Source organism: Kitasatospora sp. NPDC022856, assembly GCF_055561235.1.
In genome coordinates this window covers 69,494-88,953 of record NZ_JBVHHE010000003.1, presented here as the reverse complement: position 1 = coordinate 88,953, position 19,460 = coordinate 69,494, and the positions used below count along the sequence as shown (strand labels likewise).

21 protein-coding genes are annotated in these 19,460 nt (G+C 74.3%); 9 read left to right on the top strand and 12 right to left on the bottom strand.

Going from position 1 to position 19,460, the window contains the following annotated elements; all coding sequences use genetic code 11:
• Positions 1 to 62: 62 nt before the first annotated feature.
• Complete coding sequence (locus tag ACZ34W_RS05340; RefSeq protein WP_014137929.1) at positions 63 to 230, bottom strand: DUF3117 domain-containing protein; 168 nt, start codon at positions 228 to 230, stop codon at positions 63 to 65.
• A gap of 297 nt (positions 231 to 527) precedes the next feature.
• Between ACZ34W_RS05340 and ACZ34W_RS05335 the strand changes: the two genes are divergently transcribed.
• A complete protein-coding gene (locus ACZ34W_RS05335; protein ID WP_329489470.1) occupies positions 528 to 1,328 on the top strand; it encodes an enoyl-CoA hydratase-related protein in 801 nt (266 codons plus the stop codon).
• A gap of 75 nt (positions 1,329 to 1,403) precedes the next feature.
• Here ACZ34W_RS05335 and ACZ34W_RS05330 read toward each other — a convergent pair whose 3' ends face one another.
• Together ACZ34W_RS05330 and ACZ34W_RS05325 are read right to left on the bottom strand one after the other, a co-directional pair.
• A complete protein-coding gene (locus tag ACZ34W_RS05330) occupies positions 1,404 to 1,994 on the bottom strand; it encodes a DNA-3-methyladenine glycosylase I (RefSeq protein WP_329489469.1) in 591 nt (196 codons plus the stop codon).
• Positions 1,991 to 2,410, bottom strand: a complete 420-nt coding sequence (locus ACZ34W_RS05325) for a DivIVA domain-containing protein (protein WP_352295877.1) — start codon at positions 2,408 to 2,410, stop codon at positions 1,991 to 1,993. The genes ACZ34W_RS05330 and ACZ34W_RS05325 overlap by 4 nt, the downstream gene beginning before the upstream one ends.
• A 174-nt stretch (positions 2,411 to 2,584) precedes the next feature.
• Between ACZ34W_RS05325 and folP the strand changes: the two genes are divergently transcribed.
• Complete coding sequence (gene folP, locus ACZ34W_RS05320) at positions 2,585 to 3,397, top strand: dihydropteroate synthase (protein WP_329492232.1); 813 nt, start codon at positions 2,585 to 2,587, stop codon at positions 3,395 to 3,397.
• Between the two features lie 29 nt (positions 3,398 to 3,426).
• Here folP and ACZ34W_RS05315 read toward each other — a convergent pair whose 3' ends face one another.
• Positions 3,427 to 4,236, bottom strand: coding sequence for an LOG family protein (locus tag ACZ34W_RS05315; RefSeq protein WP_329489467.1), 810 nt, complete (start codon positions 4,234 to 4,236; stop codon positions 3,427 to 3,429).
• Positions 4,237 to 4,381: 145 nt separating this feature from the next.
• Complete coding sequence (gene dapE / locus ACZ34W_RS05310) at positions 4,382 to 5,455, bottom strand: succinyl-diaminopimelate desuccinylase (protein WP_465601978.1); 1,074 nt, start codon at positions 5,453 to 5,455, stop codon at positions 4,382 to 4,384.
• 121 nt (positions 5,456 to 5,576) lie between these two features.
• On the opposite strand from dapE, the gene ACZ34W_RS05305 reads away from it, so the two are divergent.
• The gene (locus ACZ34W_RS05305) at positions 5,577 to 6,599 is read left to right on the top strand and encodes a VldE C-terminal domain-containing protein (RefSeq protein WP_359834936.1); all 1,023 of its coding nucleotides are present in this window, start codon (positions 5,577 to 5,579) and stop codon (positions 6,597 to 6,599) included.
• Positions 6,600 to 6,927: 328 nt separating this feature from the next.
• Positions 6,928 to 7,692, top strand: coding sequence for a hypothetical protein (locus ACZ34W_RS05300; protein WP_329489464.1), 765 nt, complete (start codon positions 6,928 to 6,930; stop codon positions 7,690 to 7,692).
• Between the two features lie 94 nt (positions 7,693 to 7,786).
• Here ACZ34W_RS05300 and dapC read toward each other — a convergent pair whose 3' ends face one another.
• Both dapC and fdxA read right to left on the bottom strand, forming a co-directional pair.
• Positions 7,787 to 8,947, bottom strand: a complete 1,161-nt coding sequence (gene dapC / locus ACZ34W_RS05295; protein ID WP_465601975.1) for a succinyldiaminopimelate transaminase — start codon at positions 8,945 to 8,947, stop codon at positions 7,787 to 7,789.
• A gap of 21 nt (positions 8,948 to 8,968) precedes the next feature.
• Entirely contained in the window at positions 8,969 to 9,298 is a 330-nt protein-coding gene (gene fdxA, locus ACZ34W_RS05290; RefSeq protein WP_329489462.1) for a ferredoxin, read from the bottom strand.
• Positions 9,299 to 9,428: 130 nt separating this feature from the next.
• On the opposite strand from fdxA, the gene ACZ34W_RS05285 reads away from it, so the two are divergent.
• Together ACZ34W_RS05285 and ACZ34W_RS05280 are read left to right on the top strand one after the other, a co-directional pair.
• Positions 9,429 to 10,442: a GNAT family N-acetyltransferase gene (locus ACZ34W_RS05285; RefSeq protein ID WP_465601973.1), complete on the top strand. Its 1,014-nt coding sequence runs from the start codon at positions 9,429 to 9,431 to the stop codon at positions 10,440 to 10,442.
• 95 nt (positions 10,443 to 10,537) lie between these two features.
• Complete coding sequence (locus ACZ34W_RS05280) at positions 10,538 to 11,431, top strand: transglutaminase family protein (protein ID WP_465601971.1); 894 nt, start codon at positions 10,538 to 10,540, stop codon at positions 11,429 to 11,431.
• Positions 11,432 to 11,473: 42 nt separating this feature from the next.
• Here the strand turns inward: ACZ34W_RS05280 and ACZ34W_RS05275 are convergent, their stop codons facing one another.
• From ACZ34W_RS05275 to ACZ34W_RS05255, 5 genes are all read right to left on the bottom strand, one after another.
• The gene (locus tag ACZ34W_RS05275; RefSeq protein WP_380388404.1) at positions 11,474 to 12,100 is read right to left on the bottom strand and encodes a response regulator; all 627 of its coding nucleotides are present in this window, start codon (positions 12,098 to 12,100) and stop codon (positions 11,474 to 11,476) included.
• Between the two features lie 33 nt (positions 12,101 to 12,133).
• Complete coding sequence (locus ACZ34W_RS05270) at positions 12,134 to 13,360, bottom strand: sensor histidine kinase (RefSeq protein WP_359803294.1); 1,227 nt, start codon at positions 13,358 to 13,360, stop codon at positions 12,134 to 12,136.
• A gap of 8 nt (positions 13,361 to 13,368) precedes the next feature.
• Positions 13,369 to 14,091 (bottom strand): ABC transporter permease, encoded by a 723-nt coding sequence (locus tag ACZ34W_RS05265; protein ID WP_359803296.1) that lies wholly within the window; start codon positions 14,089 to 14,091, stop codon positions 13,369 to 13,371.
• Positions 14,088 to 15,044, bottom strand: coding sequence for an ABC transporter ATP-binding protein (locus tag ACZ34W_RS05260; protein WP_465601968.1), 957 nt, complete (start codon positions 15,042 to 15,044; stop codon positions 14,088 to 14,090). Before ACZ34W_RS05260 ends, ACZ34W_RS05265 begins: the two co-directional genes overlap by 4 nt.
• 326 nt (positions 15,045 to 15,370) lie before the next feature.
• Positions 15,371 to 17,560: a S9 family peptidase gene (locus ACZ34W_RS05255; protein ID WP_465601965.1), complete on the bottom strand. Its 2,190-nt coding sequence runs from the start codon at positions 17,558 to 17,560 to the stop codon at positions 15,371 to 15,373.
• A 316-nt stretch (positions 17,561 to 17,876) separates the two neighbouring features.
• Here ACZ34W_RS05255 and ACZ34W_RS05250 point away from each other — a divergent pair, with 316 nt between their 5' ends.
• From ACZ34W_RS05250 to ACZ34W_RS05240, 3 genes are read left to right on the top strand one after another with little or no spacing between them, the layout of a single operon-like run.
• Entirely contained in the window at positions 17,877 to 18,071 is a 195-nt protein-coding gene (locus ACZ34W_RS05250) for a DUF2304 family protein (RefSeq protein ID WP_045939028.1), read from the top strand.
• 31 nt (positions 18,072 to 18,102) lie between these two features.
• Positions 18,103 to 19,002, top strand: coding sequence for an N-acetyl-1-D-myo-inositol-2-amino-2-deoxy-alpha-D-glucopyranoside deacetylase (mshB, locus tag ACZ34W_RS05245; RefSeq protein ID WP_359834932.1), 900 nt, complete (start codon positions 18,103 to 18,105; stop codon positions 19,000 to 19,002).
• Positions 18,999 to 19,460: a DUF6113 family protein gene (locus tag ACZ34W_RS05240; protein WP_329489453.1), complete on the top strand. Its 462-nt coding sequence runs from the start codon at positions 18,999 to 19,001 to the stop codon at positions 19,458 to 19,460. The genes mshB and ACZ34W_RS05240 overlap by 4 nt, the downstream gene beginning before the upstream one ends.

The window sequence follows — 19,460 nt, the reverse complement described above, 5'->3', positions numbered from 1 at the left end:
GACGTAGTGTCGTACCCGGGCCCGGCGGCACATCTCCAGGAGATGGGGAGCACCCGCTGCGGTCAGCCGCAGGCCTTCTTCAGAGCCTCGCCCAGGGCGTCGGCCTCGTCAGGCGTGAGCTCCACCACAAGGCGTCCGCCGCCTTCGAGCGGAACGCGCATGATGATGCCCCGCCCCTCTTTGGTGACTTCGAGCGGGCCGTCACCCGTCCGCGGCTTCATGGCCGCCATGCTCGTTCCCCTTCCTGCAACCGCTCAGCTACGCACCGGCAGTCCGTCCACCGCCGGTATCGAACGCATTGATCGGAAGCCATTATCCCGCATGCCACGGCCTGATGACCAACATCACTCTCGGCGCAACCACGGCCGGACCGGCTCCAAGCACCACATTTCCTGCCATAAGCCCCGGCGCGGCGGCGGTCGGCGCGCCGCCGAAAGGTGCGATACCTCACACTCCCCACCCGGCCGCACGCTCCGGCATCCTGACACACGACCGAGCTGTGCCGATCGCAAGGGAGCCCCTCGCCCATGTCCGATTCCGTGCTGTACGAGCTGGACGGCGGCCTCGCCGTCATCACCATCAACCGCCCCGGGGCGATGAACGCGCTGGACACCGCCACCAAGGTGGCCCTGCGCGACACCATGACCGCCGCCGCCGAGGACCGGGCGGTGCGGGCGGTGCTGCTCACCGGCGCCGGTGAGCGGGCGTTCTGCGTCGGGCAGGACCTCAAGGAGCACCTGGGCCTGCTCAAGCGGGCCGAGGAGACCGGTGAGGGCGCGCTGAAGACCGTCTCCGAGCACTACAACCCGCTGGTGCGGGCGCTGGCGGGGATGCGCAAGCCGACGGTGGCGGCGGTCGGCGGCGTCGCGGCGGGCGCGGGCGCCTCGCTGGCCTTCGCCTGCGACTTCCGGATCGTCGCGGACACGGCCGGCTTCAACACGGCCTTCGCCGGGATCGCCCTGACCGCCGACTCGGGTGCCTCCTGGACGCTGCCCCGGCTGGTCGGGCACGCCAAGGCCACCGAGCTGCTGATGCTGCCGCGCACGGTGAAGGCCACCGAGGCGATGGAGCTGGGCCTGGCCACCAAGGTCGTCCCGGCCGCCGAGCTGGCCGCCACCGCCCGGGTCTTCGCCAAGGAGCTGGCCGAGGGCCCGACGGTCGCGTACGGCGCCATCAAGGAGTCGCTCGCGTACGGCGCCTCGCACTCCCTGGACGAGCTGCTCGACAAGGAGGACGAGCTGCAGACCCTGGCCGGCGACAGCGAGGACCACCGGATCGCGGTCCGCGCGTTCATCGCCAAGGAGAAGCCGACGTACCTGGGCCGCTGAGGCCCGGCGGGGCACCGCCCGGGCCGTGCGGGCCCGGGCGGGGTCCGGCGGGGTCCTCCCGGGGCCCGGGAGGGCCTAGACGGCCCGCAGGGCGCTCCGGACGTGGCAGTCCGCCAGGTGGTCGTCGACCAGGCCGCAGGCCTGCATCAGCGCGTACGCGGTGGTCGGGCCGACGAAGCGGAAGCCCGCCTTCTTGAGCGCCTTCGCCAGCGCCGTCGACTCGGGCGTGACGGCCGGGACCTCCGCCAGGGTGCGGGGGGCCGGCCGGTCCGGCGCACCGGCGTACTGCCAGATCAGCGCGTCCAGGCCGCCGTCGAGGTCGCGGGCGACCTTCGCGTTGGCGATCGACGCCTCGATCTTGGCCCGGTTGCGGATGATGCCCGCGTCGCCGAGCAGCCGCTCGACGTCCGCGGGGCCGAACTCGGCGACCTTGTCGATCGCGAAGCCCTCGAACGCGGCCCGGAAGCCCTCGCGGCGGCGCAGGATGGTGATCCAGGAGAGGCCGGACTGGAAGGCCTCCAGGCAGACCCGCTCGAACAGCGCGTCGTCGCCGTGGACCGGGCGGCCCCACTCGGTGTCGTGGTAGAGCCGGTAGTCGTCCGCCGAGTCGCCCCAGCCGCAGCGGCGCAGGCCGTCCGCACCGAGCGCCGCACCGGCCTCGGTCACTGGTCCGCCGCCGGCTTCGCACCCTCCGGGCCCTTGGTCAGCGTGCTGACGGGCTCCACCACCTGCGCGAACTCCTCCAGCCCGGGCAGCGGTTCGGCCCCGGCGTCCGGGCCGGTGGCCTCGACGGCGCCGCGGACCGCGCCGGCGGCCTCCAGCTCGGCGATCCGCGAGTCCCGGTAGGCGAGTTCGGCACCGAGACGGTCCAGGACGTCGTCCACCTCGTCCATCCGGTAGCCGCGCACGGCCATCGGCAGCCGGATGCCGTCCACGTCGTCCCGGCTCAGCGGACGGTCCTGCGGCAGCCGGGCGGCGATCCGGTCCTGCACCGCCTCCGGCAGTGAGCCGCCCCCGCCGAGCGCCACCAACGCGGCGCCTCCGACCACGACGGCCATCGCCACCACGATCACCCAGAACACGAGCGGTCCTCCCGACTTCCCTGCCGGCGCTGACAACAGTGCCCGGCTCACGATCATGACAGCATGGTTCCCGATAGGCCGGGGGCCATCATCGCACCCGGAGCAGCTGTGGAGGAGACATCGGTGGCACTGCGCCTGGGACCACGGGAATTCGGTGACGACGAGCTGGTGATCATGGCCATCGTCAACCGCACTCCGGACTCGTTCTTCGACAAGGGCGCCACCTTCGCGGACGAGGCCGCGTTCGCCGCCGCCGACCGCGCGATGGCCGAGGGCGCCGCGATCCTGGACATCGGCGGGGTGAAGGCCGGACCGGGCGACGAGGTGACCGTCGAGGAGGAACTGCGGCGCACCGTGCCGTTCGTGGCGGAGCTGCGCAAGCGCCACCCGGAGGCCGTGATCAGCGTGGACACCTGGCGCCACGAGGTCGGCGAGGCGGTCTGCGAGGTGGGCGCGGACCTGCTCAACGACGCCTGGGGCGGGGTCGATCCGAAGCTGGCCGAGGTGGCCGCCCGGTACGACGCCGGCCTGGTCTGCACCCACGCGGGCGGCGCCGAACCGCGGACCCGGCCGCACCGCACCGGCTACCCGGACGTGATGGCGGACATCCTGCGGGTGACGGTCGGCCTGGCCGAGCGGGCGGTGGAGCTGGGCGTGCGGCGGGACGCGGTGGTCATCGACCCGGGGCACGACTTCGGGAAGAACACCCGGCACTCGCTGGAGGCGACCCGCCGGCTGCCGGAGATGACCGCGACCGGCTTCCCGGTGCTGGTCTCGCTCTCCAACAAGGACTTCGTCGGCGAGACCCTGGACCGGCCGGTGAACGAGCGGCTGCTCGGCACGCTGGCGACCACGGCGGTCTCGGCCTGGCTGGGCGCCCGGATCTACCGGGCGCACCAGGTGGCCGAGACCCGGCAGGTGCTGGACATGGTCGCCTCGATCCGGGGCACCCGCCCCCCGGCGGTCGCCCGCCGGGGGCTGGCGTAGGGCGCCCCCTCCTTCGGCTCCCGCGGCCCTCAGATCTCGTTCGCCGGGCGGCGGGCGTCGGCGAGGATCTTCATGACCTCGTCGATGTCGTCGGTGATGTGGAACAGCTCCAGGTCGTGCGGGGCCGCCTTGCCCTGCGCGACCAGGGTGTTCTTCAGCCACTCGTAGAGGCCGCCCCAGTACTCGCTGCCGAAGAGGATCACCGGGAACCGGGTGACCTTCTTCGTCTGCACCAGGGTCAGCGCCTCGAACATCTCGTCCAGCGTGCCGAGGCCGCCGGGCAGCACCACGAAGCCCTGCGCGTACTTCACGAACATCGTCTTGCGGACGAAGAAGTAGCGGAAGTTCAGCCCGAGGTCGACGAACTCGTTGAGCCCCTGCTCGAAGGGCAGCTCGATGCCGAGGCCCACGCTCAGGCCGCCGGCGTCCGAGGCGCCGCGGTTGGCCGCCTCCATCGCGCCCGGGCCGCCGCCGGTGATCACCGCGTAGCCGGCCTCCGCCAGCGCCCGGCCGATCGCCACGCCCGCCGCGTACTCGGGGGAGTCGACCGGCGTCCGGGCGGAGCCGAAGACGCTGATCGCGGCCGGGAGTTCGGCCAGCGCGCCGAAGCCCTCGACGAACTCCGAGGTGATCCGCAGCACCCGCCAGGGGTCGGTGTGCAGCCAGTCCGTCGGGCCGGTGGTGTCCAGCAGGCGCTGGTCCGTCGTGCTGGTGCCGACCTGGTCCCGGCGCACCAGCACCGGGCCCTTCTGCTTCTCGGGCCACGCCTTCTTCGGGCGCGGCTCGCCCACCTGCTCGGGCCCGTGTCCGTAGTGCTTCTCGTCTCCAGTGCCTGTCATGACGAAACCCTACGCCCGACGATCCCGGTTTTCAGGCAACGGTGAGAGGTCGGTTGGGCAACCGGAAGATGGCGTTCGACGACGGACCTGCTGGTCCGGACGGCCGCGCCGGCCGGCGGCGGACCGTCCGGCCGGCCGCGCCGGCTCAGTCGGTCAGCCAGGTGCGCAGTCGCTCCTCGGTCTCGGCGATCGCGGCGAGCGAGCAGTACTCGTCCCGCTTGTGCGCCATGTTCGGGTCGCCCGGGCCGTAGTTGACCGCCGGGATGCCGAAGGCGCTGAACCGGGCGACGTCGGTCCAGCCGAACTTGGCCCGGGCGACGCCGCCGGTGGCGGCCAGGAAGGCCCGGGCGGCCGGCTGGTCGAGCCCTGGGAGGGCGCCGGGGGCGGAGTCGGTGACGGTCACCTCGAAGCCGTCGAAGACCTCGCGCAGGTGCTTCTCGGCCTCCGCCTCGCTACGGTCCGGCGCGAAGCGGAAGTTGACCGTCACCACGCACTCGTCGGGGATGACGTTGCCGGCCACGCCGCCGTCGATCCGGACGGCGTTCAGGCCCTCGCGGTACTCCAGGCCGTCGATCTCCACCCGGCGCGGCTCGTACCCGGCGAGCCGGCCGAGCACCTCGGCGGCGTGGTGGATGGCGTTGTCGCCGAGCCAGCCGCGGGCCGCGTGGGCGCGCACCCCGGTCAGCCGGACCTGGATCCGCATGGTGCCCTGGCAACCGCCCTCGACGGCGGCCCCGCTGGGCTCCATCAGCACGGCGAAGTCGGCGGCCAGCCAGTCCGGGTGCCGGGCGGCGAGGTGGCCGAGGCCGTTGCGGTGGGCCTCCACCTCCTCGCAGTCGTAGAAGACGAAGGTGAGGTCCCGGTTGGGCTCGGCCAGGGTGGCGGCCAGCCGGAGCTGGACGGCCACCCCGGACTTCATGTCGGAGGTGCCGCACCCGTAGAGCAGGTCGCCCTCGACGTAGGAGGGCACGTTGTCGGCGATCGGCACGGTGTCCAGGTGGCCGGCGAGCAGCACGCGCTCGGCGCGGCCCAGGCCGGTACGGGCCACCACGTTGTTGCCGTACCGGTCCACGGTCAGGTGCGGGTAGGCCCGCAGCGCCGCCTCGACGGCGTCGGCGAGCGCCTGCTCGTCGCCGCTGACCGAGGGGAAGTCGACGAGCCGGGCGGTCAGCGCACCGCCGTCGAGGGTGAGGTCCAGGGGCGTCTCAGAGCTGCTCATGGTCCTTCAGCCTAGTCGTGGGCGACCGGCCGCCCCGTGCGGCGGATCGCAACCGGTGGCGCCGCACATCCGTCCGAGTGGGTACGGTGTGCGATCAGGAACAGCGTGGAGAGGGGCGGCGGTGGCCAGGAAGAGGCGCGGCGAGCAGGGCGGCGACACGGCGCCCCGACGGCGGCGCAGGCCGTTGCGCGCGGTGCTGGTCGTCCTGCTGGCGCTCGTGGTGGTCGCGGTCGGCCTGTACTGGCTGCGCGACACCAAGCTGACGCCCGAGGGCTGCACGGTCAAGACGGCCTCGGGCGAGGGCACCCTGGAGATCCCGCAGGCGGCCAACGCCGCGACGATCGCCGCCGTGGCGCACTCGCGCGGACTGCCGGACCGCGCGGTGACCATCTCGCTGGCCACCGCGATGCAGGAGTCCAAGATCCGCAACCTGGCGGGCGGCGACCGGGACTCGGTCGGCCTCTTCCAGCAGCGTCCCTCGCAGGGCTGGGGCACCGTGGAACAGATCATGGACCCGGTCTACGCGACCAACAAGTTCCTGGACGGCCTGGTCAAGGTCCCCGGCTACACCCGGCTGCCGCTGACCGACGCGGCCCAACAGGTGCAGAAGAGCGGCTACCCGCAGGCCTACGCCAAGCACGAGACCAAGGCGACGCTGCTCGCCTCGGCGCTGACCGGCCGCGAGGCGGGCGCGCTGAACTGCGTGGTGCACGACTTCGCCGCGCCCGAGCCGGAGCCGGACGACACCGCGCCGACCGCCACCGGCTCCCCCGCGGCCCCGGCCGCCGCGGCCCCGCTGCCCGACCGGGTGCAGGTGCTGAGCGACCGGGTGCGCCGCGAGTTCGGCCGGACGGTGACGCCGGCGGCCGGCTACACCTCGACCGTCAAGGGCGCCGAGCAGGCCGTCTCGCTGACCCCGGACCCGGCGGCGAGCACCGACGCCGGCCCGGACGCCGAGCGGCAGAACGGCTGGGAGGTGGCGCACTGGGCGGTGACGCAGGCCCAGCAGCTGGGCATCGAGACGATCGCCTACGACGGGAAGGTCTGGCGCAAGTCCAAGTCCGAGGGCGGCTGGAAGCCCCAGCCGACGGGCACCTCGACCAAGCTGGTGCTGGTCTCGCTCGCCCCGGTCGGGAAGTCCTGAGCGGAAGGCCGCCGGAGCGGCTCCGAACGGCCGCTCCGGCGGGCTGACGCACTGGTGTCCGGGTTGCCGCCGAAGGAGTGATTCCGGTCAACCCAGGTGGACGGGCGGCCGGCGCCGGAGCCCGACCCGAAGAACCGTCACTCCCCTTGGCCCGCCCCGCCCGCACGCCCGCGGCCGGGCCGTTCGCCACCCCCCAGCACCGGTCCTACGATCCGATCGTCGGTAAGGCCGTTTCCTTGCACCGGCCGAAACCTTCTGGCTTCTGAAGCGGTAAGAACGTCGTCCGCCCGGCGGACAGGACGGACCCAAGACCCTTTCGAGGAGCCCCATGTCTCACTCCCTCACGCGCCGGATCGCCCAGGCCGCACTGCTCGTGGCGGCCGGCGCGACCCCGCTCGTCGCGGCCGGCACCGCGTCCGCCGCCGACGCGCTGCTGCCCAAGTCCGACCTGGCGGCGCCGCTCGGCCAGCTGACCAACACCGACGCGGGATCCACCCTGCAGCACACCACCCACGAGCTCGGCCAGGCCGCCGGGGACACCGGCGCCGCCACCGTCGCCGCGGGCGTCCCGGCGACCGCCGACGCCACCGGCAACATCGTCGCCCACCAGCTGCCCGAGGCGAACGAGAAGGCCAGCTCGCTGACCGCCCCGGTGGACAAGACCGCCGCCACCACCGGCCAGCTCTCCGGCATCACCCCGAAGGTCGCCGCCGCACTGGCCGGCAAGCTCGGCGAGGCCGTCAACGGCGGCCCGGGCGCGACCGGCCGCAGCGCGGCCGCCGGCGCCAACCCGGTCGGCGGGCTCTCGCAGACCGCCGGCCTGACCCAGGGGCTGCCGGGCGCCGGTGCGCTCGCCGGCGCCGTCCCCGGGACCAACGCCGTGACCGACGCGCTCCCGCTCGGCGCCCTGGGCCGCGCGCTGCCGGCCGACGTCCCCGGCACGGACCTGCTCGGCCTGGCCGAGCACGGCTCGGCCAACCGCCTCGGCGGCGCCGACCTCGGCCCGAACTCCCCGCTGGCCGGTCTCAGCCCGATCACCGGCCTGCTCGGCGGGATCGGCGGCGGTGGCCTCGGCGGCCTGCCGATCGGCTGATCCGGCGCCGCCCGGCGCGCCCCGCACAGCACCGAAGGGGGCCGGTGTCCCGTCCTGGACACCGGCCCCCTTCGCCGCGCTCGGGCTCCGCGGGTCAGCCGCGCAGCCGCTCCACGGCCGCCGCGACCCGCTCGTCGGTCGCGGTGAACGCGACCCGGACGAACCGCTCGCCGGCCGGCCCGTAGAAGTCGCCGGGCGCCACCAGGATGCCCAGCCCGGCCAGTTCGGCCACCGTCTCCCAGCACGGCCGGTCCTGGGTCGCCCACAGGTACAGGCTCGCCTCCGAGTGCTCCACCCGGAAGCCGTACGCCTCCAGCGCCGCGCGCAGGGCCGCCCGGCGGGCGGCGTAGCGCCCGCGCTGCTCGGCCACGTGCGCGTCGTCGGCGAGCGCCGCGACGACCGCCGCCTGGACCGGGGCCGGGACGATCATCCCGCCGTGCTTGCGCACCCCCAGCAGCTCCTTGACCACCACCGGGTCGCCCGCCACGAAGGAGGCGCGGTACCCGGCCAGGTTGGAGCGCTTGGACAGCGAGTGGACGGCCAGCAGGCCCTCGTGCTGCGTCCCGTCGTCGGCGGCCCCGCAGATGTCCGGGTGCAGCACGGAGGCCGGGTCGGCCTCCCAGCCCAGCTCCAGGTAGCACTCGTCGCTGACCAGCAGCGCCCGGTGCTCCCGGGCCCACTCGACCGCCCGGCGCAGCTCGTCCGGGCCGAGCACCCGGCCGGTCGGGTTGGAGGGCGAGTTGACCCAGAGCAGGCGGACCCGCGAGCCGTCCAGCTCGTCCACCGAGTCGTACTCGACCGGCTCCGCGCCGCAGAGCCGCGCGCCGACCTCGTAGGTCGGGTAGGCCAGCCGCGGGTAGGCCACCTGGTCACCGGGGCCGAGGCCGAGCTGGGTCGGCAGCCAGGCCACCAGCTCCTTGGAGCCGACCGTGGGCAGGACGGCCTGCGGGCCGATCTCGGCGCCGACCCGGCGGCGCAGCCACCCGGCGATCGCCTCGCGCAGCTCCAGCGGGCCCCAGACGGTCGGGTAGCCGGGCGTGTCGGTGGCCGCGGCCAGCGCCTTCTGGATCACCTCGGGAACCGGGTCGACCGGGGTGCCCACCGAGAAGTCGCAGAGCCCGCCGGGGTGGGCCAGCGCCGTCTTCTTGTACGGCTCCAGCTTGTCCCAGGGGAAGACCGGCAGGAGATCGGAAACGCGGCGCGCCGCCCCCGGGTGGCCCGGGAACGGCGCGTGCGTGCTGTTCTTGGTACTCACAGCTCAGTTGCCACCGATCGTTCAGTGCTCGTCGGTGTTCTGCGGCGGCAGAGCGGCGATGAAGGGGTGGTCGCGCTCGATCAGGCCGAGCTTCGAGGCGCCACCGGGCGAACCGAGGTCGTCGAAGAACTCGACGTTCGCCTTGTAGTAGTCCTTCCACTCCTCCGGAGTGTCGTCCTCGTAGAAGATCGCCTCGACCGGGCAGACCGGCTCGCAAGCGCCGCAGTCGACACACTCATCCGGGTGGATGTAGAGCGATCGCTCGCCCTCGTAGATGCAGTCAACCGGGCACTCTTCGATGCAGGCCTTGTCCTTGACGTCGACACAAGGCTGCGCGATGACGTAGGTCACGCTGTCGTTCCTCCTCGGAAGGGCTCGGCGGCCCATTCTGTTTGCTCGCGTGCGCGGGTGAGCGCGGCGTCGTCGATGCCCGCCCCTAGTATCGCGGGTCGGAGACCGCAAATGCACAGGAGGTGCCCAGATGGCGGCTGGCGGGCCGGTCCAGGACCGTCCGGAGGTCCGGATAGATCGCTCTGACGTGGGACTACGGGTGTCAGTTCGGCGTGTCGCGGAGTTCGTGGACGACAGGCCAGTATTCCGCGATGTGATCGGTGTGCTCACATCCTGGGACGATCATGAGCTTACCGTCGCCCCGCGGCGCGGCGCTCCGGTCACCTTCGCGGAGAAGCTGCTGGTCGCGGGCAAGGTGGTGCCGCTCTTCCCGGCCCGGCGGGCCGCGCTGCCCGCCGCCCCGCCGGAGGAGCTCCAGCGGATCGCCGCGCGCGGCTGGCCCGCCGTCGAGCAGGAGCCGCTCGGCGGGTGGACGCTGCGGGCGTCCGCCGGCTTCACCCGGCGGGCCAACTCGGTCCAGACCCTCGGCGACCCCGGCCTGCCCCTGGACGAGGCGCTCGCGACCGTCCGGCGGTGGTACGCGGCGCGCGGCCTGCCGGCCTGGGTGGAGGTCAGCACGCCCGGCTCGCCCGAGGACCTGCGCGGCGAGCTGGACCGGCTGGGCGCGGCGTACTCGCCGACGCTGGTACGGATCGCCCCGCTGGCCCCGCTGGCCCGGCTCGGCTCCGGCCACCGGCGCGTGCGGCTCGCCCGGACGGCCGGCGCCGAGTGGATGTCGCTGTACCGGCGGGTCACCGGCGACCCGGCGGTGGAGGAGGCGGCGCGGCAGGTGATCCACGGCGGCCCGTCGGTCTGGTTCGCCACCGCGCCGGGCGCGCCCGGGCAGCCGCCGCTGGCCATCGGACGCTGCGTCATCGACGGCCCGTGGGCCTGCTTCGGCGCGATCGAGGTCGCCCCGTACGCCCGCCGTGCGGGCCTGGCCACCACGCTGATGGCGGTGCTCGCCGCCCGGGCCGCCGAGGAGGGCGCGACCGGTGCCCACCTCCAGGTCGAGGCGGAGAACGATGGTGCGATCGCGCTCTATGACGGAATTGGCTTCACGACCAGTCACACTTACCACTACGCCCGTCTGCCCCAGGGGTAGCACGGTCGTGGCGCCACGTCCGTCCGCCCCACCCGCCCGTCGGCCCGGCCGCCGGTGCCACCCGTCAGTTCCGTTCCGCCTGTCCGTCCGCCCGCATGAAAGCCGTCGCAGCCACCGTGACCGAGCAGAGCCGAGCACGCTTCCGGACCGAGGCCCGGGCCGAGCACCCCGATCCGGTGCTGCTCTGCCTGCTCGCGGCCGCCGAACACAGCCCCGTCCCGGACCCGGACGACCCCCGGGACCCGCCCACCCTGGAGGCCCTGCTGGCCGCCTGCGAGGCGGCCCTGGAGCGGCACGCCGCCGCCGTCCGGCTCGCCGTCGCCGAGCGGGTCCCGACCGGGCCGGAGGAGACGGCCGCGCTGCTGGCCGCCGTGCTCGGCGGGCGGGAGCGGTTCCACGGGCGGCAGTCCGACTACCGGCGGCTGGAGTCCTCGCTGCTGCCCGACGTGCTGCGGCGTCGGCGCGGCCTGCCGATCATGCTCGCGCTGGTCTGGACGGCGGTCGGCCGGCGGGCCGGCGTGCCGGTGCACGGGATCGCGCTGCCGGGCCACTTCATCGTCGCGGTCGGCGGCCCGGACGGCGGGGACGACTACGTCCTGGCCGACCCGTTCCACGGCGGGCGGCTGCTCGACCTGGAGGACGCGGCCGGCCTGGTCCGGGCCGCCGGCCACCCGTTCTCGCCCGAACTGCTCACCCCGGCCCAGCCGCTGGACACCGTGCTGCGGGTGCTCGGCAACATCCGCGCCTGGGCCGCCGAGCGCCCCGAGCACGCCCGCACCCAGCTCTGGGCCACCGAACTCTCCCTGCTGCTGCCCCGGCACCCGGCCCAGCTCCGGCTGGAGCGGGCGGAACTGCTGGTGCGGACCGGCGACTTCCTCGGCGGCTCGGCCGAGATGGACGCCTACGCCGAGATCCTGGACGCCTTCGACCCGGACACCGCGGCGAAGGTCCGTCTGGAGGCCCGGGCGGCCCGGCACCGGCTCAACTGACCGCCGCCGGGCCGCGCCCCGTCCGTCCGGCCCGCGCCGGGCCTACAGCCAGCCCTTCTCGCGGGCGATCCGGACCGCCTCGGTGCGGTTGCGGGCCTCGGTCTTCTGGATCGCCATCGAGAGGTAGTTGCGCACCGTCCCCTCGGAGAGGTGCAGCCGGCGGGCGATCTCGGCGTTCACGGCGCCGTCCGCGGCGGCCGCGAGCACGTCCCGCTCGCGCGCCGTCAACGGGTTCGCCCCTTCGGCGAGCGCGGCGGCGGCCAGCACCGGGTCGATCACCCGCTCGCCGCGCAGCACCCGGCGGATCGCCTCCGCCAGCTCGGCCGCCGGGGCGTCCTTGACCAGGAAGGCGTCCGCCCCCGACTCCATCGCCCGCCGCAGGTAGCCGGGGCGGCCGAAGGTGGTCGCGATCACGACCCTGGTCTGCGGCCGCAGCCGGCGCAGCTCCGCCGCGGCCTCGATCCCGGTCATGCCGGGCATCTCGATGTCCAGCACCGCGACCTGCACGTCGTGGGCGACCGCCGCGTCCACCACCTCGTCGCCGCGCCCCACCTGGGCCACCACGTCGATGTCCCCCTCCAGCCCGAGCAGCGCGGCCAGCGCCTCCCGGACCATCCCCTGATCCTCCGCCAGCAGCACGCGGACGGACGGGGCACCGTCGTTTCGCATCTCACTCATGCCGACGACCTTAGGCCCGCGCCCCTACACGACGGAGACCGAGCGCAGCGGGACCAGCGCGCGCAGCCGGAACCCCCGGCCGCGGTCGCCCGGGCCGGTCTCCAGCCGGCCGCCGACCAGCGCCAGCCGCTCCTCCAGCCCGGAGAGCCCGTTGCCCGGCCCGGACTTGCCCGGCCCGGCCCCGTTGTCGCAGACCTCCAGGACGGCGTACCGCTCGCCGCCGCCCTCCCACGTCTCGTCCGCCCGCACCGTGCAGACCGTGGCCCCCTCGCCGTGCCGGACGATGTTGGTGACCGCCTCGCGCAGCGCCCAGGCCAGCGCGCCGGCCTCCTCGTTGGCCAGCCCGGGCCAGGCGTCCACCAGCTCCGGCGCCGCCTCCAGGCTGACCTGCGCGGCCGCCAGCGCCGTCCGGGCGGCGGCGAGTTCGACCGGCAGGGTGGGCCGGCGGAAGCCGGTCACCGCCTCCCGGACGTCGATCAGCGACTGCCGGGCCACCTTCTCGATGTCGGCGACCTGCGCCCGCGCGGCCTCCTCCTTGCCGCCGTCCATGAAGCGCCCGGCCAGCTCGCTCTTCAGCGTGATCAGCGACAGCGAGTGCCCGAGCAGGTCGTGCAGGTCCCGGGCCATCCGCAGCCGCTCCTCCGAGGCGGCGAGGTGGGCGACGGCGGCCCGTGCCTCGCGCAGCTCCCGCATGGTCGCGACCAGGCGCTGCAGCCCGGTCATGGCGGCCCCGGAGAGGAAGGCGGTGAGCGCGATGGTGGGGATGTCCCCGTGGTCGGCGCGGCTGAGCAGCCCGACCACGACGGTCAGCCCGGCCATCGCGGCGACCCCGGCGAGCGCGAAGCGCACCGGCGCGATGATCGCCACGGCGACCGAGGCGTAGGTGAAGAGCGTGAGCCACGCGGTGCCGAGGCCGAAGGAGGTGACGACCGCCGTCACGATCATCGCCGCGACCACCACCCGGCAGGCCAGCGGCCGCATGCCGGCCATCGAACGGAACACCACCAGGCTGACGTAGCAGCCGACGAACGCCACCAGGGCGATCCAGCCGGCCACCGTCGCCGCGGGCGAGTGCCCGTCCTTGAGCAGGTCGCCCACCGGGTAGAGCAGGTAGACCATCCAGAGCAGCATCCAGCTGACCTTGACCAGCAGCTGCCGCCGGTTCTCCACGGTGGCGCCGGGGACGTTCATGAAGGACACCGGCCCCGCCTCCGGCTCGTCGGTGCGGTGGGTGCGGGGCGTGTCGGACATGGTGGCCATCATGCCCGCCGGGTGTCCCGGCGGTACAGCACGGCCGCGGCCGCGGTGAAGACCACCAGGAAGCCGGCCAGACCGCCGACCGCGACCAGGTCCAGCGACTGTCCGGGCCGGGTGAAGCCGGCCAGCCGGTTGTACAGGTAGACCGGGTTGACCTGGGCGATCGTCCGCAGCGTGCCGGTCACCGGGAACCACGTCCCGCCGAACAGCGCCATCACCATGTAGGTGATCATCACGACGGTCTGCACCGAGTCCGCCCCCGCCGCGTAGCCGAGCGCCACCCCGAGCGCCGCGAAGACGAAGCTGCCCAGCCAGAGCGCCACGGCCAGGCCGGCCCACTCGGCGGCCCCCATCCGCACGCCCTGGGCGGCCCCGACCCCGAAGACCACCAGGATCGCGGGCAGCGTCGTGACCGCGCCGGCGGCGATCTTGGCGACGGTGTACGCCCGGCCGGGCAGCGCCGTCAGCCGCAGCTGGCGCACCCAGCCGCTCCTGCGCTCCAGCGAGATCCGCTGCGCACTGCCGGTGAGCACCGCGCCGACCGCGCCGAAGGTGGCCATCGAGACCATGAAGTAGGTCTTCACCGGGAGGCCGCCGGCCACCTGGTCGGTGCCGTAGGCGTGGATGAAGAAGAAGTACATCAGCGCCGGGTAGAGCACCGTGAAGAGCACGTACCGCTTGTTGCGCAGGGTGCGCGTGATCTCCAGCCGGATCAGCGTGGTCATCGGGCGGCCTCCGTCGCGAACTCGGTGGTGTCGGCGGTGTCCTGCTCGCCGGTGATGGTCAGGAAGGCCTGCTCCAGGCCCAGGCCGGTCACCTCCAGCCCGCGCGGGTACAGACCCGCCCGGTAGAGCCCGGCGACGCCGGCGTCGGCGTCCGCCGTCCGGATCCGGACGGTCCGCACCCCCGGGACCCGGCCGCTGACGTCCAGGGCCAGCACCCCCGGCAGGCGACGCAGCGCCGCCTCCTCGAACGGGCCGTCCACGTCGTGCAGCTCGAAGGTGATCCGGCGGGCCCCGGCCTTCGCCTTGATCTCGGCGGACGTGCCGTCCGCGATCAGCCGGCCCCGGTGCAGCACGAGGACGCGGTCGGCGACCGAGTCCGCCTCCTCCAGGTAGTGGGTGGCGAACAGCACCGTGCGCCCGGCGTCGGCCTGCGCCCGCATGCTCGCCCAGAACGACCGGCGGACCGAGACGTCCATGCCGGTGGTGGGCTCGTCCAGCACGATCAGGTCGTTGGCCCCGGCGATCGCCAGCGCGAAGCGCACCCGCTGCTCCTGGCCGCCGGAGAGCCTGTCGACCCGCCGCTCGGCCAGCTCGGTGATCCCGGCGTCGACGAGCACCTCCCGGACGGCCCGGCCGCGCGGGTGGACGTCGCAGGCCAGCCCGACCAGCTCGCGGACCTTGACGTCCGCCATCAGCCCGCCGCTCTGCAGCATCGCGCCGACCCGGCCGGCCGCGATCGCGGCGCGCGGGGCGCCGCCGAACAGCGTGACGCTGCCGCGGTCCGGCTCGCGCAGGCCGAGCAGCAGGTCGAGGCTGCTGGACTTGCCGGCGCCGTTCGGGCCGAGCAGCGCGACGGTCTCGCCCGGCCGCAGCACGAGGTCGAGCCCGTCCACCGCCCGCACCCGTCCGTAGCTCTTGCCCACGCCCCGGAAGGCGGCCACCTCGGTACCCATCGACCCGGTCCTCTCCCCTGCTGGTGTCGTTCGCACCAGCTCAGAGTCCCGCGCGGCCCCGGCCCGGCGGCAGTGGCCGCCGTCGTGCCTTCGGCATGACGGATGTCATGCCGGTGGCCGGTACCCGTGTCACGGGTACCGGCCACCGAAGCCGCAGGTCGCGCGCCGTCTGTCAGTGCCGGGGGCCGGCGTCCCCACCGGGGCCGGGCCCGTCGACCCCGTGCGGGCACCCGCGGCCGGGGGAGCGGAGGGCGCCTCGGCACCGCTCGTCCGCGGGGCCCCGGCGCCCTGACGGCCCCCTCCGCTGAACCTCGCAGCCGCCCGCCTCAGAGGCCGAGCGACTTCTTCACGAAGTCGACCTGGAGCAGCAGCAGGTTCTCCGCGACCTCCTCCTGCGGGGTCATGTGCGTCACCCCCGAGAGCGGCAGCACGGTGTGCGGCCGGCCGGCCGCGAGCAGCGCCGAGGAGAGCCGCAGGGTGTGCGCGGCCACCACGTTGTCGTCCGCCAGACCGTGGATGATCATCAGCGGGCGCTCCAGCCCGGCCGCGTGGCCGGTCAGCGAGTTGGCCGCGTAGACGTCGGGCCGCTCGGCGGGGTGGCCCAGGTAGCGCTCGGTGTAGTGGGTGTCGTACAGCTCCCACTCGGTCACCGGGGCGCCGGCCACGGCCGCGTGGAAGACGTCCGGGCGGCGCAGCACGGCGAGCGCCGCGAGGTAGCCGCCGTACGACCAGCCGCGGATGGCGACCCGGCCGAGGTCCAGCGGGAACTCCTCGGCGAGCGCCCGCACCGCGTCCACCTGGTCGTCCAGGGTCGCGCCGGCGAAGTCGAAGGCGATCGACTTCTCCCAGGCCGGCCCGCGCCCGGGGGTGCCGCGCCCGTCGGCGACGACCACCGCGAAGCCCTGGTCGGCGAACCACTGCGAGTTGAGGTGCGGGTTGTGCGCCTGGACGACGCGCTGCCCGTGCGGGCCGCCGTACGGGTCCATCAGGACGGGCAGCAGGCCGTCCCGCTCGCGGTCGTAGCCGGTGGGCAGGAAGACCGCGGCGGGGATGCGGCGCTCGCCCGCGAAGCGGAACACCGGGCGCGCGGTGAGCACCGGCGTCTCGGCGTAGGACGCGACGGTGGCGACGACGTCGACCACCACGCCCTCCGGGAGGTCCCGGGCGACCTGCACCAGCGTGCCCGGCAGGTCGGGCTCGGCGGTGGCCCGCACGGTGATGCCGGCCGCGTGCACCGCCGACGTGACCGAGGTGAACGGCCGGTCGTTGGCGGCCTCCCAGGAGAGCCGCTTGCCGTCGTGGCTGATCCGGCCGACCGCGATCCAGCCCGGCTCGGGGTCGGTCTCGCCGGCGCCGCCGGAGGCGGTGAAGAAGACCTCCTCGGCCGTCACCGCCACCACCGAGCGCACCAGCAGGTCGGCGCCGGTGACGGTCTGGTCGCCGATCACCAGCGCCCGCACGCCGTCCTCGCCCGCGCCGTCGGAGATCCGGACCAGCTTGCCGTCCGGCGTCCAGGCGGGCACGCCCTGGAAGAGCTCCAGCCAGGCGTCGTCGTGCTCCTCGAACAGCACCTCGGTGGCGCCGGTCTCGACGTCCACCCCGAGGATGCGCTGGCTGCGCTGGTCGCGGGCCTGGACGAGCAGCAGTGGCACGCCGCCCGCCGACCAGTGCACCCGGGCCAGGTACGGGAAGGCCGCGTCGTCCCAGCGGACCTCCGTCCGGCCGCCGTCCAGGCCGATCAGCCAGAGCCCGACGCCGGCGTTGGCGGTGCCGGCCGCGGGGTAGGCGATCTCGGCGGGCTCGGTGCCCGGGTTGGCCGGGTCGGCGATCCACCAGCGGCGCACCGGGGTGTCGTCGGCCCGCTCGACCAGCAGCCGGTCGCTCTGCGGCGACCACCAGAAGCCGCGGTCGCGGCTCATCTCCTCCTGGGCGATGAACTCGGCCTGGCCCCACGTCACGCCCGGGCCGTCGGGCTGCGCGAGGGCCCGGTCGGCCGTCCCGTCGGCGCGGGTGAGCCGCAGCTCGCCGGCGGTGTTGGCGTAGGCGACGTGGACGCCGTCCGGGGCGAGGCGGGGGTCGACCACCGGGCCCTCGGCGGGCAGTTCGACGGTGCCGCCGGCGACCAGGTCGGCCGTGAAGAGGCGGCCGGAGAGGGCGAAGGCGGCCAGCGCGCCGGCGCCGTCGAGGGAGTAGCCGACGATGCCGGCCGAGCCCTCGCGGCTGCGCTCGCGGCGGGCCTTCTCGGCCGGGGAGAGGTCCTCCTCGCCGCCGCCGAGCAGGGCGACCGGATCGGCCGCGATCCGCTCCTCGCCGGTGGCGGTGTCGAGGGTCCAGAGGCGGTTGGCCCGGTCGCCGGCGCGGGGGGTCTCCCCGGCCGAGGGGCGGGGCAGGGAGCGCAGGAAGACGACCCGGGAGCCGTCGGATGCGACGGAGAAGGACCGGGGGGCGCCGACGGTGTAGCGCAGGGTGCGCGCGTACTGCCGCGGGAAGGTGTCCGCAGGGGTGTGGGAGGTCATGGCACCAGACCCTATGACGTTCCCCCGCCCCCACCCGGAGGATTTTGATCACTCGTTCGGAGCATCGTCGACCGGGACCCCTGAACGGGGTCCACACCCCTTCCGACCGGCCCATGCGCCCCATTTGTGCCACCATGCCCCGGCGCGTGCAGCCTCACTGAACGTAATGCGCCCCTCACACATCGGGTATGACTGGTTCAACGAGTGATCGTCAGGCCCCGTCCCGGGCCCCGGTCGCCCGACCGCAAGTCCCGCACGGTCCCGACCGCCGCCCTCCCCGAGGGGGTGGCGCACCCGAGAAGGGGTGTGAGCCGACATGGCTTTGTCCATCTCCGCAGCCATGCTGATGCTGGTCATCGTGGTGGTGCTGATCCGCCGCTCCGGCCTGAAGCTCGGGCACGCGATCGTCTGCGCGCTGCTCGGCTTCTACCTGGCGTCCAGCTCCATCGCGCCGTCGATCAGCCAGGTCACCAGCAACCTCGCCGGAATGATCAACGGCCTGAAGCTCTGACCCCCCGCACGCGGTCGTTAGGCTTCCTCCCATGACCGCGACTACCGGCCGCCGCCTGCTCCTGGTACACGCCCACCCCGACGACGAGTCGATCGGCAACGGCGCCACGATGGCCAGGTACGCCGCCGAGGGCGCCCTGGTCACCCTGGTGACCTGCACCCTCGGCGAGGGCGGCGAGGTGATCCCGCCGGAGCTGGCCCACCTGACGGCGGATCGGGACGACACCCTCGGCCCCCACCGGATCGGCGAGCTGACCGACGCCATGCGCGCCGTCGGCGTCGCCGATTTCCGCTTCCTCGGCGGCCCCGGCCGCTACCGCGACTCGGGGATGATGGGCGTCCCCGACAACGACGTGCCCGGCTGCTTCTGGCGGGCGGACGTGGACGAGGCGGCCGGCCACCTGGTCGCGGTGGTCCGCGAGGTGCGGCCCCAGGTCCTGGTCACCTACGACGAGGACGGCGGCTACGGTCACCCGGACCACATCCAGGCGCACCGGGTGGCGATGCGCGCGTACGAACTGGCCGCCGACCCGGCGTACCGGCCCGACCTGGGTCCGGCCTGGCGGATCGCCAAGGTGTACTGGAACCGGATGCCCCGGTCGGTGATCGAGCGGGGGCTGGCCGAGACGGCCGCCAAGGCGCCGTCGCCCGGCGTCGCGAGCCCCTCCGACGTACCCGGCGTGGTGGACGACGCCGTGGTCACCACCGTGCTGGACGGCGCCGCGTACGCCGACCGCAAGGCGGCCGCGATGGCCGCCCACGCCACCCAGATCACCGTGCACGGCGACTGGTTCACGCTCTCCAACGACCTCGGCCAGCCGCTGGTCGCCACCGAGTACTACCAGCTGGTCCGCGGCCGGGCCGGACGGCCGCTGCCGGAGGACGACCTCTTCGCCGGCCTGGACAGCACCTTCGAGGAGAGTGCCCGATGACCGAGCCCGCCACCCCGCAGGCCCGTCGCCGCTCGATCCCGGCGGCCGTCCTCGGCACCCGCGCCGAGCGGCTGGCCGAGCCGCAGCCCCCGCGGATCGGGCGGATCGCGGCCTATGTCCTGTTCTTCCTGCTGGGCGTCGCGGTCTCGGTCTGCGGAGCATTTGTGCAGGCCTTGTGGCCGCCCGTGGGAGTCCTGCTGGCGCTCGCCGCCACCGGCGCCACGTTCTACGCGGGCCTGCGGGTGACCGGCACCCGGCTCGGCGCCGCACTGCCGGCGGCCGGCTGGTTCCTGGCACTGCTGCTGGTGATGGTCCCCCGGCCCGAGGGCGACAACGTGCTCTGGACCAACGCCACGTCGCTCGCCTGGCTGTTCGCGGGCTCGATCCTGGGCGTGATCTGCGCCACCCTGCCGACCCGGACGAGCTGGTTCCCCGGAGTGCCCGGCCCACCTCGCTGA

Bases quoted from the DNA above. Each gene is read 5' to 3' on its own strand.
- ACZ34W_RS05250 (WP_045939028.1), top strand. From the start codon at position 17,877: ATGGCTTTGTCCATCTCCGCAGCCATGCTGATGCTGGTCATCGTGGTG.
- mshB (WP_359834932.1), top strand. From the start codon at position 18,103: ATGACCGCGACTACCGGCCGCCGCCTGCTCCTGGTACACGCCCACCCC.
- dapE (WP_465601978.1), bottom strand. From the start codon at position 5,455: ATGAGCAGCTCTGAGACGCCCCTGGACCTCACCCTCGACGGCGGTGCG.
- folP (WP_329492232.1), top strand. From the start codon at position 2,585: ATGGCCATCGTCAACCGCACTCCGGACTCGTTCTTCGACAAGGGCGCC.
- ACZ34W_RS05300 (WP_329489464.1), top strand. From the start codon at position 6,928: ATGTCTCACTCCCTCACGCGCCGGATCGCCCAGGCCGCACTGCTCGTG.
- ACZ34W_RS05270 (WP_359803294.1), bottom strand. From the start codon at position 13,360: ATGTCCGACACGCCCCGCACCCACCGCACCGACGAGCCGGAGGCGGGG.
- ACZ34W_RS05280 (WP_465601971.1), top strand. From the start codon at position 10,538: ATGAAAGCCGTCGCAGCCACCGTGACCGAGCAGAGCCGAGCACGCTTC.
- ACZ34W_RS05275 (WP_380388404.1), bottom strand. From the start codon at position 12,100: ATGCGAAACGACGGTGCCCCGTCCGTCCGCGTGCTGCTGGCGGAGGAT.
- ACZ34W_RS05265 (WP_359803296.1), bottom strand. From the start codon at position 14,091: ATGACCACGCTGATCCGGCTGGAGATCACGCGCACCCTGCGCAACAAG.
- ACZ34W_RS05240 (WP_329489453.1), top strand. From the start codon at position 18,999: ATGACCGAGCCCGCCACCCCGCAGGCCCGTCGCCGCTCGATCCCGGCG.
- ACZ34W_RS05315 (WP_329489467.1), bottom strand. From the start codon at position 4,236: ATGACAGGCACTGGAGACGAGAAGCACTACGGACACGGGCCCGAGCAG.
- ACZ34W_RS05285 (WP_465601973.1), top strand. From the start codon at position 9,429: ATGGCGGCTGGCGGGCCGGTCCAGGACCGTCCGGAGGTCCGGATAGAT.
- ACZ34W_RS05335 (WP_329489470.1), top strand. From the start codon at position 528: ATGTCCGATTCCGTGCTGTACGAGCTGGACGGCGGCCTCGCCGTCATC.
- ACZ34W_RS05255 (WP_465601965.1), bottom strand. From the start codon at position 17,560: ATGACCTCCCACACCCCTGCGGACACCTTCCCGCGGCAGTACGCGCGC.
- ACZ34W_RS05260 (WP_465601968.1), bottom strand. From the start codon at position 15,044: ATGGGTACCGAGGTGGCCGCCTTCCGGGGCGTGGGCAAGAGCTACGGA.
- ACZ34W_RS05340 (WP_014137929.1), bottom strand. From the start codon at position 230: ATGGCGGCCATGAAGCCGCGGACGGGTGACGGCCCGCTCGAAGTCACC.